At 36.9% G+C, this 14,549-nt stretch carries 13 protein-coding genes, 3 tRNA genes and 5 pseudogenes; 9 read left to right on the forward strand and 12 right to left on the reverse strand.

Annotation, left to right across the window (positions count from 1 at the left end; translation table 11 throughout):
* The first annotated feature begins 39 nt into the window (after positions 1 to 39).
* The 3 genes from ACFIMS_RS04750 (at position 40) to ACFIMS_RS04760 (ending at position 905) form a co-directional block, all read left to right on the forward strand.
* A complete protein-coding gene (locus ACFIMS_RS04750) occupies positions 40 to 249 on the forward strand; it encodes a hypothetical protein (RefSeq protein WP_375681315.1) in 210 nt (69 codons plus the stop codon).
* Positions 250 to 373: 124 nt separating this feature from the next.
* Entirely contained in the window at positions 374 to 637 is a 264-nt protein-coding gene (locus tag ACFIMS_RS04755) for a type II toxin-antitoxin system RelB/DinJ family antitoxin (RefSeq protein WP_375628888.1), read from the forward strand.
* On the forward strand, positions 624 to 905 hold the full coding sequence (locus tag ACFIMS_RS04760; protein ID WP_375628908.1) for a type II toxin-antitoxin system YafQ family toxin: 282 nt from the start codon (positions 624 to 626) through the stop codon (positions 903 to 905). The genes ACFIMS_RS04755 and ACFIMS_RS04760 overlap by 14 nt, the downstream gene beginning before the upstream one ends.
* 103 nt (positions 906 to 1,008) lie before the next feature.
* On the opposite strand, the pseudogene ACFIMS_RS04765 reads toward ACFIMS_RS04760, so the two are convergent.
* The 11 genes and pseudogenes from ACFIMS_RS04765 to ACFIMS_RS04815 form a co-directional block, all read right to left on the reverse strand.
* Positions 1,009 to 1,466 (reverse strand): annotated as a pseudogene (locus tag ACFIMS_RS04765) (antA/AntB antirepressor family protein).
* 592 nt (positions 1,467 to 2,058) lie between these two features.
* Positions 2,059 to 2,599: pseudogene (locus ACFIMS_RS04770) on the reverse strand (hypothetical protein).
* 42 nt (positions 2,600 to 2,641) lie between these two features.
* A pseudogene (locus tag ACFIMS_RS04775) lies at positions 2,642 to 2,961 on the reverse strand (hypothetical protein).
* A gap of 167 nt (positions 2,962 to 3,128) precedes the next feature.
* A pseudogene (locus tag ACFIMS_RS04780) lies at positions 3,129 to 3,460 on the reverse strand (type II toxin-antitoxin system PemK/MazF family toxin).
* The gene (locus ACFIMS_RS04785; protein ID WP_375613730.1) at positions 3,460 to 3,678 is read right to left on the reverse strand and encodes an antitoxin; all 219 of its coding nucleotides are present in this window, start codon (positions 3,676 to 3,678) and stop codon (positions 3,460 to 3,462) included. The pseudogene ACFIMS_RS04780 and the gene ACFIMS_RS04785 overlap by 1 nt, the downstream one beginning before the upstream one ends.
* Before the next feature lie 233 nt (positions 3,679 to 3,911).
* A pseudogene (locus tag ACFIMS_RS04790) lies at positions 3,912 to 4,258 on the reverse strand (hypothetical protein).
* Positions 4,259 to 4,534: 276 nt separating this feature from the next.
* Positions 4,535 to 4,723 (reverse strand): hypothetical protein, encoded by a 189-nt coding sequence (locus ACFIMS_RS04795; RefSeq protein ID WP_375613729.1) that lies wholly within the window; start codon positions 4,721 to 4,723, stop codon positions 4,535 to 4,537.
* Positions 4,724 to 4,727: 4 nt separating this feature from the next.
* Positions 4,728 to 5,303 carry a hypothetical protein gene (locus ACFIMS_RS04800; RefSeq protein ID WP_375638318.1) on the reverse strand — a complete coding sequence of 192 codons (576 nt, stop codon included), beginning with the start codon at positions 5,301 to 5,303 and terminating at the stop codon, positions 4,728 to 4,730.
* 95 nt (positions 5,304 to 5,398) lie between these two features.
* A complete protein-coding gene (locus tag ACFIMS_RS04805; protein ID WP_375613727.1) occupies positions 5,399 to 5,644 on the reverse strand; it encodes a hypothetical protein in 246 nt (81 codons plus the stop codon).
* A gap of 198 nt (positions 5,645 to 5,842) precedes the next feature.
* Positions 5,843 to 6,070 (reverse strand): hypothetical protein, encoded by a 228-nt coding sequence (locus ACFIMS_RS04810; RefSeq protein ID WP_375613726.1) that lies wholly within the window; start codon positions 6,068 to 6,070, stop codon positions 5,843 to 5,845.
* 614 nt (positions 6,071 to 6,684) lie between these two features.
* Positions 6,685 to 6,770: transfer RNA gene (locus ACFIMS_RS04815), tRNA-Leu, on the reverse strand.
* 146 nt (positions 6,771 to 6,916) lie between these two features.
* On the opposite strand from ACFIMS_RS04815, the gene ilvA reads away from it, so the two are divergent.
* The 3 genes from ilvA to ACFIMS_RS04830 all read left to right on the forward strand — a co-directional run bounded on the left by ilvA (position 6,917) and on the right by ACFIMS_RS04830 (position 10,433).
* The gene (gene ilvA / locus ACFIMS_RS04820) at positions 6,917 to 8,194 is read left to right on the forward strand and encodes a threonine ammonia-lyase IlvA (RefSeq protein WP_375612449.1); all 1,278 of its coding nucleotides are present in this window, start codon (positions 6,917 to 6,919) and stop codon (positions 8,192 to 8,194) included.
* A 35-nt stretch (positions 8,195 to 8,229) separates the two neighbouring features.
* On the forward strand, positions 8,230 to 8,760 hold the full coding sequence (locus ACFIMS_RS04825) for a hypothetical protein (RefSeq protein ID WP_375632657.1): 531 nt from the start codon (positions 8,230 to 8,232) through the stop codon (positions 8,758 to 8,760).
* A 290-nt stretch (positions 8,761 to 9,050) separates the two neighbouring features.
* On the forward strand, positions 9,051 to 10,433 hold the full coding sequence (locus ACFIMS_RS04830; RefSeq protein WP_375681316.1) for a DEAD/DEAH box helicase: 1,383 nt from the start codon (positions 9,051 to 9,053) through the stop codon (positions 10,431 to 10,433).
* Positions 10,434 to 11,784: 1,351 nt separating this feature from the next.
* On the opposite strand, the gene ACFIMS_RS04835 is transcribed toward ACFIMS_RS04830, so the two are convergent.
* Positions 11,785 to 11,859, reverse strand: a tRNA-Asn gene (locus ACFIMS_RS04835).
* Positions 11,860 to 12,043: 184 nt separating this feature from the next.
* Between ACFIMS_RS04835 and ACFIMS_RS04840 the strand changes: the two genes are divergently transcribed.
* From ACFIMS_RS04840 to ACFIMS_RS04850, 3 genes are all read left to right on the forward strand, one after another.
* Positions 12,044 to 12,117 (forward strand) — tRNA-Cys (locus ACFIMS_RS04840).
* Between the two features lie 220 nt (positions 12,118 to 12,337).
* Positions 12,338 to 13,012 carry a protein-L-isoaspartate O-methyltransferase gene (locus ACFIMS_RS04845; protein ID WP_375696427.1) on the forward strand — a complete coding sequence of 225 codons (675 nt, stop codon included), beginning with the start codon at positions 12,338 to 12,340 and terminating at the stop codon, positions 13,010 to 13,012.
* Positions 13,013 to 13,078: 66 nt separating this feature from the next.
* Entirely contained in the window at positions 13,079 to 14,371 is a 1,293-nt protein-coding gene (locus ACFIMS_RS04850; protein WP_375613721.1) for a TolC family outer membrane protein, read from the forward strand.
* Positions 14,372 to 14,549: the final 178 nt, after the last annotated feature.

Below are 14,549 nucleotides of genomic sequence, written 5' to 3' on the forward strand. Positions count from 1 at the left end.
ATAATTGACGATCCGGTATAATCGGGTGTATATTCCGGTATGCAAACGGAAACGCTTCAAGTCACACGAGAATTATTGGTTTTCAAAAAAAACTTTAAAATAAGATGTGGCTATACAAAAGAAGATTTGGAAGCTGTGGATTCTCCATCATTGACAGATGAAGAACGTGCACGTCTAAAGCCAGCTAAAGATGTTTTACCACCCTCTTTCTTTAAATATGTAACAAAAGAACGCCGTAAACGTGGGTGAAAGTCTAAAAAAGCAAGCGGTTGCTAAATCAACCACCTCTCCGCTTTAAAAAATGATGCTTTACAGTTGAAATTATACTTCAATTGTATTACATTGAAATACAATTGAGAAAGGAGAAGTCATCATGGCTGCCAGTCGTATGGTTCAAGCGCGTGTACCAGAAGAAATTCAAAATGTTGCTAGTCAAGTTATTCAAGCCTCTGGTTTATCAGTAAGTGATGTCGTGAGAGTATTGATGACACGCATTGCGCAAGATAAAGCTATTCCATCCTTTTTGTTTCAACCCAATGCGGAAACCATAGCGGCTTTTGCTGAATTGGATGAGGGCAACTTAAAAAAGTTTCATTCTGTAGATGAATTATTTGATGATCTCTATGCGGACGATTGAACGTACCACCATCTTCAAACGTGATTTCAATCGTGAAATGAAAGGACGGTATCGGCATCTTTTAGATACTGATTTGCGCCAAATCATTGCAGCATTAGCAAATGACCCGCCTTTAGAACCTCGATATCATGACCATGCATTGACTGGGAATTGGAGCAATTATCGAGATTACCATATTCGACCTGACTTAGTGTTGATTTATCGCTTGATTGGTCAAGATCGATTGATTTTAATGCGTTTGGGCTCCCATTCAAAACTTGATCTTTAAACCACCTCCCCATTTTTGAGAACGGGGAGGTATGTCATATTCCTTTAAATCTAAGCAGTTTCACGACAGATCTTGCTAAAACGCGCTTAGCTTCTTTTGTAACTTATTTGTAATGATCAAGCTCTTTTTTGATTTCATCTATTTTTAAAAGACGACCAAAGATGATACCTATGATTTTAGAATAATTTGTCAAAACATGTTGGCGAAGATAGTAAAATCATCAAAGCGTTTATCACTATCATAATTAGTAGATTGGCTTTTTAGTTTCTTTTCACATTCAATAAAATAATGGCGTGCTTGGCGTCCTTTCTCATTGCGTTCAACCATTGAGAGCTCTTTCGCCATGTCTAATATGATGTGATATTCTGTACTTGGACGACCACCTTTAGGTTTCGCTAAAATTTTAGCGAAACTTATAAAGGCCTTATTTTCTAGGAAGCTGTACTCCTCAATGCGATTTTTTATCCAATTTCTAAATTCCGATTTAACTTCCAAAAACGTATGCAATTCACGCGCATTAACAGTTTGAACGGTTTTCGGATCAATGACTTGTTCTGATATTTTTAAGAATGTTCATAATGAACTCCTATCGATTAGACGTTCCTTAATGACACTCTAAAAGAGTGCTGGGCACTAAGAAAAACGGCATCTAGTCCGTCGTTACGCCTTTCCCCGAAGGGTGTTATATAGTATAGCCACACCTGACAAAGCTATTATATGCATGTAGCATACAATGAGTTAAAGCTTTTAAATTGCGGAAGATTAGTTATTTCGGCAACTAATCCGCTAGTTGTTTTGAGGCACCTGATTCGAAAATACCTATTACTATAGAATTGTTCAGCAACAAAAATTACTTTTTGCTAAGAAAACGTTTCACATACTGTACAGTGTACATATTGAAATTGTTATCTATCAATGAGTTAAGTGTACAATGTACAGTCAAATTGAAAATTCTGTCGCTAGCGATAGTTCGCACTAGCCTGTTCCGCAACGAAGCCAACCCGCTGGGAAGTACCTTTTATATTGATTTTATTGACTTTTTTATGGAAAAACAAAGCATAAGTGATAATCTGTTTTTAAAATTGCAATCAAAGTGTGTAATGCATAAACTCATAAGGATATGTAAGATATAGATAAAGCTTGAGAACATGATCTAGCCTTTCTTATTAGCAGCGTATTCTTGACGAGAAAGTTGTCTCTGTATATTTTTGGTTAATCTTTCATTGGCATATTGTGCAATAGCACTTGTAATCTCTGGCTTTGACATCACCCTAGCAATTGAGGGTTCCTCTTGTTTTGCAATGGGGAATTGATCTCCATCCGCTCTTTGAAAAACATTACCCTTCATCTTTTTTAAATCAACACGCTTTGGAAAACTCCCATCCTTGATAAAAACATGGGCAAGATTTGTTTTTTTCCAAACAGTTGTGTAAGTCACGCCGCGTTTTGTTCTTTTGCTTTAAAAAATTTAAGAAGTATCGGTGTTCCAGAACCAATGATATCTGTCTCAAGAAACCTTGCTGTCGCCTTTTCTTTAATATAAATACCTTGCTTAACATGCTTTGATTGGGCAGATGTAACATCGGCAATTTGCTTTTCAGTAAAGCGTTCGACTGTTTTGCTGCGGTGTTTAGAGCATTACGCAAAGCCCAATTAAGGTGTGGTGCTTGAAGACTGGTGAAGGTATCCTTCACCTGTTGAAGATACCATTTTTGGTGGATGATTAACTTCAACGTCTAAGCCTTTTTGGGGGTAGGTGTTAATGACTTGGAAACTTTAGAAGCTTTTGGTTTTTCGGGTGGAATTTCTTCGGCTGCTGATTCAGTTGATGTTTGTGTGGCTTCTTGTTCTATTTGCTTAATTTGTTCAACTGTCTTTTCAGGTTTTGCTGTTGTTTTGACGTCAACAAAAGGTTTTGCAGCATTGGCGCGCTTGAGACGTGCGTAGACCTGATTAGAAACTTCAACAAATGGATTATTGGGGGTAATGGTTCAAAGCGAACAGCGCTTTTATTGTCTCCAACAACACACATTGACGTAGTGATGACAGCTTTCATTATGGCTCCTTTTGAGTCATAATTAATGACATCATTAGTCAAATATTGATTTTTATTCTGTGAAAAATTGATTAGCTGATTGTCAGCAGAAAAAAATCATGATCTTATGCTTTTTTACTTTTTACCTAAAGTTGGTGTTTTTAAACATTTAAAAGTGTAGAAAAAATTCAAGTAAGAAATGTTGATAACCTTGCTAAGACTTCATCCATAATTATATATGGAATAGTTTCCATTCTTTTTCCATTACGCGCTACTATATCTAAAGCACGCGGTTGGTCACAGCGTATCACACCTGTTGTATGCAGCCCTGTTCCCACCAATGAAACAGCAAAGCCTGCTATTCTAGCAAAATTTCCTCCACTCGTAATGGGCAAAACAATGGGTGTTTTTGTTAAACGATTAAACGCCTCCGGTGACACAATCAGTACAGGACGCGTTCCTTTTTCTCATAGACAGAGGTTGGGTCAAGCGATACAAACCAAATTTTACCTCGCTTCATTACAAGAGCTCTCTGCCAATAAGCTTAGCATCAAACCACTCTACATCTTTATCCGCAAAATCGTCCGAAGGATTACATTCGGCTAACAATTCTTCAAGAGTGTAATTTTGCGATATTTGTGGTTTTACAACCAATTGTCCATTATCAATAGCCAAACCCACTTGCATATTTTCAGTAAGATGAAGAACATCAAACAATGCAGGCGGTATAGAGAGCATAACGGATCCTCCAACTTTACGTAATTTTGTTGTGCATAAAACGCCCTCTCTAATATTATATAAAAATATAACATAAAGTCCATGATTCAATAGCTTTTAATGCTTTTGTGCAAATGTTTAAGAAGCGCATTTAGAGCAATACGCAATATACTCTGAATAAAGTCAATATTTTTTTAATTTCTGAAAAACATAAAAATATAAAAGTTATAATACCAAACAAGGCTCTTAGCTGCTTATCTGTAAACATATTTATTTCTTGCGGTTTTCGATAATTTTTTGATCTCTCTGTTGATCTTCGTCTATAAGAGGTTCGTAATTGAGAATGCTTTTCGGAATATCACCACCGTAAACCCATGCTTTTACTTGCGCTTTGGTACTAAAATCCGCATTTTTAGGTGTTTTGTAATACTGATCACCATCAAACTTTTTACACTCTTTTGTACCGTCTTCGTATTTGTAGAGGTTGTAAAAATACTCCTCTGTCCCATCCCCCATGGGACATACCCACTGCCGTTGCAACAAACCTCTTTCGCATGGGTTGTTTACGGTTTTTTAAGAATAGATGTTTTAAAATGAACATGCTTTAATCCTAATTTTACAAATTTGTCTATTTGCCTCAAATTTGACCGTACAGAGCGTTTTATAAGATAGGTTTTTTATCATAAAATCTTTAAATCACTCTGTACGGTGCCATTTTGTCGATTTAAATGCACATCCAATCACAAAACGATCAGCAATTTTCATTAGTTTGCTAATTTGCAGTGTTTTTCACTTGCTTTTCAACCAACGTGAGTGGTCTTGAATTCTCTCTCATTGCCTTTTCTTTCAGCCTTTTTTCACGGGTGTTCAAAACAGCCTAGTGTACAAGATTGGCTTTCGTCAAAAGACTATTTTTCAAATCACGACATAATCTTACTAACTCACGAGTGCTTGGAAAAAACGTATCCGATAAACCTTCTAACTCATCGCATAAAATCCGTTTAACCGTTTTTATGAGTGACCACGCAGAAACACTTTCCAAAACCATTCCATAGGTAAGCGCCATACCTTCATGATCTGTCTGTTGCGAAATTTTTAAACCACACCGAAAGCATCCGAATTGCCTTGGTTATGTCCTCTTTACTCACTTTTATTGAAAACAATTCGTGAAGTTGATCACACGCTTCTAAGGCAATCGCTTCCTGCTGTTGTGTCAATGCTTGCCACTTTTCAAAACTAAAGGAAACTCCAGAGTTATCATCTCGTGAATGTGTTTCAAAGTGACCTCGAGGCCCGATATCAAGGATACTGTCTGAGATGCGTTCATCTACACTTTTTTGCCTTTGAGAGTGATTTCCATAGTTTTTTCCGTTCTCTAAATCCTCGATAGCTTTTTGCACCCAGTTGCGCCACATTGCTTTCCAATCCGTTTTGCGTGCATCTTTGCCTGTTCTAGCTTTCCAAAAATCTCGAAATTTTGCCATTTCGGCTTTGATACGCTCTGGAGGCAATCCCTCTTCGATTGCGAAATCATAAACAGGTTCGAAATCATCAGGGGTACGACAGCCACTGTCATTTCTAACCCGTTTAGCTTTTTTCGTAATGTTCTCTTGCTCGTGAATGGAAGGTTGGTTTTCTACACCCATTTCGATTTGCTCTGATGTGGTCTCAACAGCAGCAACCTATGTTAGTTCGTCAACCTGTTCGTTTGTTTCTAAATTTTCAGAAGCAGTTTTTTTTGCTAAAATGATAGTTTTAGTTTATATATATTCTTATTCTGGTTCTTTATAGCTTGATTTTGCTTAGCGTTTGCTTCAGCAAAATCATTAAAATGTTTTTTATAGCGTTTTTTATTGTACACCTTTTTTCCAGCCTCACTATGAATTTGCGATATGGGCGCTTTTTTATCAGTAAAATCTTTTAGCTCTTCTTCAATGCGCGTATTCGACAAACCATTATCTTTCTCAAGAAATTTACCATTCTTCATGAGATATTCGACAATAGTTGCAAACTTTTTTGCGAGCAATTGCAAGCGCGGGCAAGCATTTCAAAATCTGTTTTAATTGGTGCTTTTTTGTCATATATGCGAATGAAAAGCGTTATATAAATGCCCCTTTGTTCTCATGTCATTCCATCTATCTCACTGTTCCAGTCATTCAAAAGGAATCTTATCCATGGCATTGCATTAGACATGCGCATTCCCTTCTTTAACTAAATATAAAATTGCTAAAGCATTTGCTTCGTTGTCATCTTTTGGATTGTATTCTTTTGCACACACCGTCTTAATCATCTTTTCTTGTGAGGCATTGACTTTATCTGTTGTGATCTTCATTTTTGTAAGCCATTGCTGAAAACGCAAATAGCGCCTACTATCGCCTTGAAAACGAAAAAATTCAAAATTGACAAGTGCCACTTGTTATACTGCTGTCTACACGAGAAATCGCCCAGCCTGTCTTAGATCTAGATCAAGGCAGAGAACGGTTTGTGTATTGATGATCATCTTCCCCCATGAAGGCTGTTGCGTATTTATATGTGCGCTATGACAGAGCGTGTTGTGATTGCCTGTTTTGAAAAAATGGTCGTGAGAAAGTACTTGAAACTACTTTTGGGCCAATTTTTTACTGCCATTCGAGGAAAAATAATCTTAGAAGCAGTTGATTTTCGAATTAACTCTTCTTGTTTTTGAATCACATCTTTTTGTGCACGTATTATTTCAGCTTCTTTATCTATTATTTTGTCTTTTGCATCTATCTCTTTTCTGAGCTTTTGCGTCGTTTTACAAGAGTCATGAAGAGTATAAGCCAATCCCAAATTAGCAATATTGATTGCCTCTCCATCCTATAAAGACGAGGAGGAGGTCAAAGTGCTAAAAAGGTACCTCAAAAAGCAGCAATGATTCGTATTTTAGTACCACCGCGGTGCCGTCTTATAGCGTTATAATAAAGTTACGAAAGGTGGTTTAGAAGGTGCTTTAATTTTTTTTGATTTTTAATAAATCATTGGAAAATAAGAGAGATTAAGATAATCTGGTGCGGACGGCGGGACTTGAACCCGCAAGGTCTTCGACCGGCAGATTTTAAGTCTGCTATGTTTACCGTTTTCATCACGTCCGCGATGTGAGTTCTCTCATAAGCTATATCTTTTATTGAATCAAGAATTAATGACAAAAGAAACATTTTTCATTTTTTAGTGAAATTTTGACTGACAATAGTTTCCTTTATCGATAGAAAAAGCTTTTATAATGTAAATAAAGTATGAAATGATTAGTGTTATGAGTCAATTTATTCAAGACGTCACAAAAGCTATGGTGGGATTGCATCACGTGTTTGCTGAAACACCACTTCAAAGAAATGATTTTCTTAGTCAAAAGTATGATGCAGAAATTTATTTAAAGCGTGAAGATTTAACACCGGTGCGGTCTTATAAGATTCGTGGTGCTTTCAATTTTGTTTCAGAAATGCTTAGCTGTATATCACCAGATTCTGCATTTGTTTGTGCTTCAGCGGGGAATCACGCGCAAGGGGTTTCTTTTGTTTGTCGTTATTTTAAACGTAAAGGCGTGATTTTCATGCCTATGACAACGCCACAACAAAAAATTGAAAAAACACGTATTTTTGGTAAAGAATTCATTGATATTCGTTTGGTTGGTGAAACATTTGATCAATGTTATGAAGCTGCGCAATCCTTTGTCGTAGAGAGCGGTGGTGTAATGGCTCCACCTTTCGATGATATTCGCATTATTACAGGGCAGGCAACAGTGCTTTGTGAAGCTGCTTTACAATGGAAAAAACTCAATGGAGAAAGTGAGCCAGATTTGATGATTGTGCCGGTAGGGGGGGGTGGTTTGGCAAGTGGAGTGAGCAAGTTTTTACATGAATATGGTTGGAAAACAAAGCTTCGTTTTGTTGAGCCGCAAAGAGCTGCAAGTTTGCTTGCTTGTTTGGAGAGTGGAAAACGCGTCAAGCTTGAAAGCATTGACACTTTTGTAGATGGTGCTGCTGTGGCTGAAATTGGTGCTCTAAACTATACAATTCTAAAGCAATTTCCCCCTGATTCTGTCATTACGGTTCCTGAAAACCGCGTTTGTTCTACGATGGTTGAAATGCTTAATGTTGAAGGTGTGGTTCTGGAACCGGCTGGTGCTTTATCGATTGATGCGCTTAACAGTATTCCTCCTCAAGAGTTAAAGGGGAAAAAAATTCTTCTCGTTATTTCAGGAGGTAATTTTGATTTTGAGCGTTTGCCAGAAATTAAAGAGCGTTCTTTACGTTTCCAAGGGTTGAGAAAATATTTTATTTTTAGTTTTCCGCAACATCCTGGTGCATTGCGTCATTTTCTTTCCACATTATCACCAGATGATGATATCGTACGTTTTGAATATCTTAAAAAGTCAGCGAGAAACTTTGGTTCTGTATTGGTTGCGATTGAAACAAAAAAATACGGTAATTTTTGTCTTTTAGAGGAAAAATTTCAAGCGTTAGGTTGGCGTTATCGTGATATTACTGATGATCAAACGTTATTTGATTTTGTTATTTGAGAAACTGAAATTTTACTAAAACAAGAAGTATAATGATGAAACCTATTTTTTATTCGGTGCTGAGTCTATTTTTCTTTTTGATTGTTAATCAACAGAGTTTAGCATCTCAGCCAACAATAGTACAAAAAGATGAACTTTCAAGAGTCGTTGTTGATGTCAATAATGCTATAAAAAATGGGGATTTTATGCCTATTTCTCGTTATATGCCTGAGCGGCTTTATAAAGAGATGGCACATCGATTGAATACAACAGAGAGTGCTTTACGTAGTGATTTTCTTCAACAGTTGCATAAGAAATTTGAGGGGTTGCCTTCTGGTGCTTATTGTTTAGATAAAGAAAATATAGAGTATTTACAAACTGATAACGGTACTTTGTATGCTTTAATTCCAACAGTTCTTGAGATGAAAGATCGCATCATTCAATATAAAACTTTGGCGATTTTTGATAAAAACCAATGGTATTTAATTTATGGCGGTCAAAAAACTTTACAAAATCCAGTTTTTCTCGAGATTTATCCTGATTTTATCAAGGTACATTTACCGATGGACACAATCATCAAAAAGTAAACGATCTAAATATTGTTTTTATTCATGATAAATGTATTTCGTAAAGTTCTTGCTTTTTTATCATAATCCAAAGATAATAGAGATGAAGGCATTTAGGCTGGTTTGTTGGCTTTTTGTAAAGTGAGGTTTATACGCCTTTATCTTGATTTCAAGGTGTTCATGAGTTGCGCAAGCCGCTTTTTAGGCGTTGCTTCATTTAAAATGTCAGGGATTTCTCTTGCGCGGATTCTTGAGTGGAGAGTTCAGATGGTTACTTCTTTTGAGTTCTTCAGCTAAGGAAAGATTTTATTTTGCCTATAAAAGAAGAAAATGTTTTTACAAAGTTAGGTTTGCCTACTCTTTTGATTAAAAATTTACTCATTGCTGGGATGAGTAAACCTAAACCTATACAAGAACAAGCTATTCCAGTGATGTTGAAAGGACACGATATTTTAGGTGTTGCTCAGACAGGTTCTGGAAAAACCTTGGCATTTAGTTTGCCTATTTTAAGTCAGATTTTGGCTTTAGGTGATAAACGCTGCCCTAAAACTGCACGCGCTTTGATTTTAGCTCCAACGCGTGAACTTGCTGTGCAGATTGATGAAACGATTCGCACTACGGCGAAAGGAGCACATCTTTCAACATGTCTTATTTTTGGGGGCGTATCACGTTTAAAACAAATTAAACGTATGGAAGCAGGTGTGGATGTTTTGATAGCGACTCCAGGGCGTTTAAGAGATCTTGTTCGTGAAAAGTGTGTTGATCTTTCCCAATCTCGTTTTTTGATTTTGGATGAAGCAGATCGTATGTTGGATATGGGTTTTATTCATGATGTTAAGCAAATTGCAAAGCTTTTGCATCAAGAGCGTCAGACAGCACTCTTTTCTGCAACAATGCCGAGGGAAATTGCTGTGCTTGCAAAATGTTTGCTCAATGATCCGGTTAAAATTGAAGTTGTTCCTCAAGGTACTACGGCTGTAGAGATTTGCCAAAAATTATATTGTGTTCCTACGAATGAAAAAAAGAATGTTTTAAGTAAACTTTTGACAAATCCAGCTTTTGATTCGGTTATTGTTTTTACTCGAACTAAACATGGGGCAGATGCTGTCACACGTAGTTTAGAAAAGGTAGGATATTTAGTCGCAACAATTCATGGAAATAAATCACAAGGTGCTCGCCAGTCTGCTTTAAAAGCTTTTCGTGAAAGATCTGTGCAGATCCTAGTGGCAACAGATATTGCTGCACGCGGTATTGATATACCAGGGATAAGCCACGTTATTAATTACGACTTACCAGATGAAGCTGAAAGTTATGTGCATCGTATTGGTCGTACAGGACGCAATGGTGCATCAGGTGAAGCACTTACGCTTTTTGATGAGAAGACAGAAAGGTCCCGCTTGCGTGCTATAGAGCGCTTGATTCGTATGAAATTGGTGGCTGAGTCTGTTCCAGAACAATTTGCAGCGTTTCCAGAAAAGCCAATTGTGCGAGAAAGTAGAGAAAAAGCAAATGATAAGGAACGCCGTTTTAAAAAATCTAAACGTCAAAAACAGTTTGTAAGTCGAAAAGATGATGCTGCACAGTTGCAACGAAAGAATTCTTCACCTCAAAATGAGAGGCATAAAAAAGCAAAAGCAGTAGTAAAGCGTGCAAAGCCTCTTCGTTTTCGAAAATCAGTTAAGAGGGCTGCTTAGATAAAGTCTTGAAAAAAGATCATGTACTGGAGATTTTTTACTTTTGTTGATTTATTCTCAATTGAAAAGAGCTATAAAATACTCTTGTCAAAGTAAGAAGATCCTTTAGAGGTTTTCATTTTTTAGAAATGAAAACTTCTAACTTTTTGGATTTATTAAAAATCTTTATTGTAGAGGCAATTATTTATTTGCTTTATTCCTATTTTTTTTAAATGGGAATAAAAGTAGATTTTATTTATATAAAACTATTTTTATAAAGGATGTGTTTTATCTTTAATGATAACTTTTAATTTTAAAATTGATGTCTAATAATAACTCATTGTTTTATATATTGAATAATTCATTATATCGTATTTTTTTCATTTTGAAGTTATTTATGCGGATCAATCAAAAGTATTCGCTTGCACGTGATGTGTGAAGTTGTCATATAGATAATCATTTGAAAAATAAATAAAATAATTTTTATAAACTCTTTCCAAGGCAATGGGGGATTGCTGAGATTGAGAGTTGGAAAATAGTACGATGGTATGGCTTTTATTATAAATAAAGATGGGGCTGATCAATCGATTTCATTTTATACCATTTACGGGTGTCATTGTGAAAGAGTCTTGGCGGATTTAAGAGATATCTCTTTAAAAAAGCATGTGACTGCATAATACAATAGCGAGAATGTCATGATTTCTGAAGGCTTTCCCAGGATTCTTAACAATTTAGCTCGTTATCTTGGTTTTTACTGTAAAACTATTATTTGGGGGATATAAAGCCTATAAGATTTTATGTATTAAATGTTTTATGACAGTGTGGTGAACAAGGCAAGGTTGTTTGTAAAGCGTTGAAGTGGTTAGCAGGAGAAATAACCTGTTAGATAAGACGTCGGAGTGTTTACAGACTTGTTTTATGTTTTTTTGCTTTTAGGATGGGGAGGAGGTTATGTGGGGTGTATGGAGATAATATATGACCTTGATTGTTGTTTCTTTCATTTTTCAAAATGATTGCTTCATGAGCAGGTTTTTAAGTTTAATTCCTTTATTGAGTACAAATCATTCTTTCTTTGGGAAAAAATATATGAGACCGATTCATTGCTGATGGAGCTTAATAATTCATCTCTGATGAAAGAAATCGTAATTTATAATGTGCAAATAATTGCAGTGTCCTCTTATAAAGGCGCGGTAGTTTGAAAAAAGTATTTAAAATGAATCAATTGCTTTTTGCGTTCATTGCAAAAATACATCCGGTAGGATATTGCGTTTCTACTTTATTGCAAAAATCCTATTCCATTACTTTTATTAACGAATCCCTCATGTCTAAAAACTTTAGAAAAAACAATAAACTACGTGGAATAAAAGAAAAGTGGCTCCCCGGGCCGGATTCGAACCAGCGACCAACCGGTTAACAGCCGGTTGCTCTACCGCTGAGCTACCGGGGAATGGTGCCCAATCATCTCGTTGAAAAGGCTATAGCAAAGCAATACTGATTTGCAAAGGATAAAATTACTTTTTTTAAAAAAATATGATAAATTGTGTAATAAGAGGAAAAAAGGCGAGAGAAGATTTCTACACCTTGACGGATGCGTTGCCTTCCCTTATTGAAACCTTTATGTTTGTTGACGAGGCCTCGTGGCGGAATGGTTACGCAGAGGACTGCAAATCCTTGTATCCCGGTTCGATTCCGGGCGAGGCCTCCAGCCGATTTTAAACGAAACGGCTTTTAAGGGAGATGAGGTATAGGAAAATAGATTATTTCCCTCTATTCTTGTGAAGACACTTTTGTATGAGAGATTATACAGTTAAAATCTAATTGTTGACTGTAGTATCCTTTTTTGTAACGCCCATAGTTTAAGAGATCTTTATCCCTTATTGTCGCTGTTTTGTTTGTTTTTTGTAGGTTAGGAGAAAATATTCGTTATGGTTGCAGATTTTGCTGAGCTTCGTCGCAAAATGGTTGACAATCAAATTCGTACAGTTGATGTAACGGATTTATCAATTCTTGAAGCCTTTTTAACGGTATCTCGTGAAGATTTTGTATCGGAAGATATGAAAGTGTTAAGTTATCTTGATACTGATATTGTTCTATGTCCAGAGCAAGATGGGGTTCCTGCACGCTATTTGATGAAACCTGCGTCTCTAGCGAAATTACTACAGCTTGCCGCTGTAAAATCATCAGATGTTGTTTTAGATATTGGTGCAAATAGTGGTTATTGTGCAGCGTTGCTTGCAAAACTTGCAGGGTCTGTGATTGCGCTGGAAAGTGATAAATCTCTCTTTGAACGTGCTCTTGAAGCTTTAGAACGGAATCAATGTGATAATGTGGTTGTCGTTCATGGTCCATTAGAGAAAGGATATGCCGTTGAGGGACCTTATGACGTGATTTTCATTGAGGGATCTGTTGATTTTATTCCTCAAGGTATCTTTGATCAAATGAAAGACTGTGGACGTCTTGTTGTGGTTGAAGGGCATGGAAATGCTGCTGTTGCACAAATCTATATAAAAGAAGATGGGATCATCTCGGCTCGTCGTGCTTTTAACCTCGCTGTAAAGCCTCTTCCTTGTTTTTTCAAAACACCTGGTTTTGTGTTTTAGTGCTTGTTTGTTTTGTGAATAAAAGATAATTTTGTAATTTATTTGGGGTTTGTTATTGTGTGTATTATGTTTAGAGTAAACAAGAAGTTTCAGGCGTGTTTATTGCTGGTGTTGAGTGTTTTTCTATCAGAGGCTGTTTGTGCTGAAACATTGATGGATGCCTTTTCTAAGGCTTATAAATATAATGCTAAGTTGAATAGTGAACGTGCAGCTGTGCGTATATCCAGTGATGATGTTGTCATTGCGCGATCGGGGCTATTGCCACAGGTTGAGGGGGTTGGGAACTATGGGCGCAATAAGTCTTTTACAGGTCCTTATGTCACTTCTGGATCTATAGGAGTGAGATTAAATCAAAGATTATTTGATGGTTTTATCACGCAAAATATCTTTTCTTCAGCTCAAGTTAAGTTGCAGGCCCAGCGTGAATATCTTCGTAATGTTGAACAAAATACGTTTCTGGAGGCGGTGACCGCTTATGCTAATGTCTATCACGCACGTCGTGTTGCCGATCTTCGGAGAGAAAATTTGGCAGCTCTTGAGGAACAAGTTCGTTCAAATAAAGCAAAATTTGATGTGGGTGAAGGAGGGCATGTTGATCTTGCTCAAGCTCAAGCTGCACGTTCCGTGGCGGTTTCAGAGCTGAGTCTTGCTCGTTCTGATGTAAAAGCAGCAGAGGCAGTGTATCGACAAGTTATTGGTTCTGATCCTGAAAAGTTAAAACGCCCACCTGTAGCCAAAGATTTTCCCGTCAACCTTGATATGGCTTACCAAATGAGCGTTGTGATGCATCCAGCAATCCTTTATGCTAAATATTTAGTTGATGCGAGTGTTTATAATGTAAAGGCGAAAGAAGGGGCATTGCTCCCTAAAGTTGATTTTTCTGCAACAGCATCTTATAATCGAATCTACAGCGGGGTTGGAGAAGATGGCGTTTCTAAATCGATAGGGTTGTCAGTAAGTGTCCCAATCTTTGAAGGAGGGCGTACGTCTGCGCAAATTCGCCAATCAAGGGAACAGCTTGGACAGGCGCAGCTTCAACTCGATTTGGCGCATAGTAATACGCGACAAGCACTTACTTCTGCTTGGTTTCAGTTGGAGGGCGCACGCTCATCTGTTGTTGCTTACCGTGAAAGTGTTCGTGCTGCTGAAATTGCTCTGAAAGGTCGTGTTCAAGAAAATCGCGTAGGGCAAGCAACGACGCTGGATGTTTTAAATTCTCGTACTCTATTGATTAATGCTCAGATTGCGCTTGCAATGGCAGAGCGTAATGCTGTTGTGGCGAGCTATAGTGTTCAATCTTCTATTGGTAAATTGACTGCAAGTTATTTAGGTTTAAAAACAATTAAATATATCCGATAATACATAAAAGTATCTCTTTGAATCTTATTAAATTATTTTAGTTTTTAAAAGATTAGTAAATCAACAGTTGAATATGTTGAAAGATATTGCGGCGAGATATTATTTTTACTAAGTGTAGAAAACTGTGTGTAGCGCCCTCTTTATGACAAGCATATTTGAAAATATCGTAGGAGGCATG

Source organism: Bartonella sp. AP331QHHD, from assembly GCF_042195905.1.
GTDB lineage: Bacteria > Pseudomonadota > Alphaproteobacteria > Rhizobiales > Rhizobiaceae > Bartonella.

Bases quoted from the DNA above. Each gene is read 5' to 3' on its own strand.
- ACFIMS_RS04750 (WP_375681315.1), top strand. From the start codon at position 40: ATGCAAACGGAAACGCTTCAAGTCACACGAGAATTATTGGTTTTCAAA.
- ACFIMS_RS04755 (WP_375628888.1), top strand. From the start codon at position 374: ATGGCTGCCAGTCGTATGGTTCAAGCGCGTGTACCAGAAGAAATTCAA.
- ACFIMS_RS04760 (WP_375628908.1), top strand. From the start codon at position 624: ATGCGGACGATTGAACGTACCACCATCTTCAAACGTGATTTCAATCGT.
- ACFIMS_RS04785 (WP_375613730.1), bottom strand. From the start codon at position 3,678: ATGCTCTCTATACCGCCTGCATTGTTTGATGTTCTTCATCTTACTGAA.
- ACFIMS_RS04795 (WP_375613729.1), bottom strand. From the start codon at position 4,723: ATGGCGCTTACCTATGGAATGGTTTTGGAAAGTGTTTCTGCGTGGTCA.
- ACFIMS_RS04800 (WP_375638318.1), bottom strand. From the start codon at position 5,303: ATGGGTGTAGAAAACCAACCTTCCATTCACGAGCAAGAGAACATTACG.
- ACFIMS_RS04805 (WP_375613727.1), bottom strand. From the start codon at position 5,644: ATGAAGAATGGTAAATTTCTTGAGAAAGATAATGGTTTGTCGAATACG.
- ilvA (WP_375612449.1), top strand. From the start codon at position 6,917: ATGATTAGTGTTATGAGTCAATTTATTCAAGACGTCACAAAAGCTATG.
- ACFIMS_RS04825 (WP_375632657.1), top strand. From the start codon at position 8,230: ATGAAACCTATTTTTTATTCGGTGCTGAGTCTATTTTTCTTTTTGATT.
- ACFIMS_RS04845 (WP_375696427.1), top strand. From the start codon at position 12,338: ATGGTTGCAGATTTTGCTGAGCTTCGTCGCAAAATGGTTGACAATCAA.
- ACFIMS_RS04850 (WP_375613721.1), top strand. From the start codon at position 13,079: ATGTTTAGAGTAAACAAGAAGTTTCAGGCGTGTTTATTGCTGGTGTTG.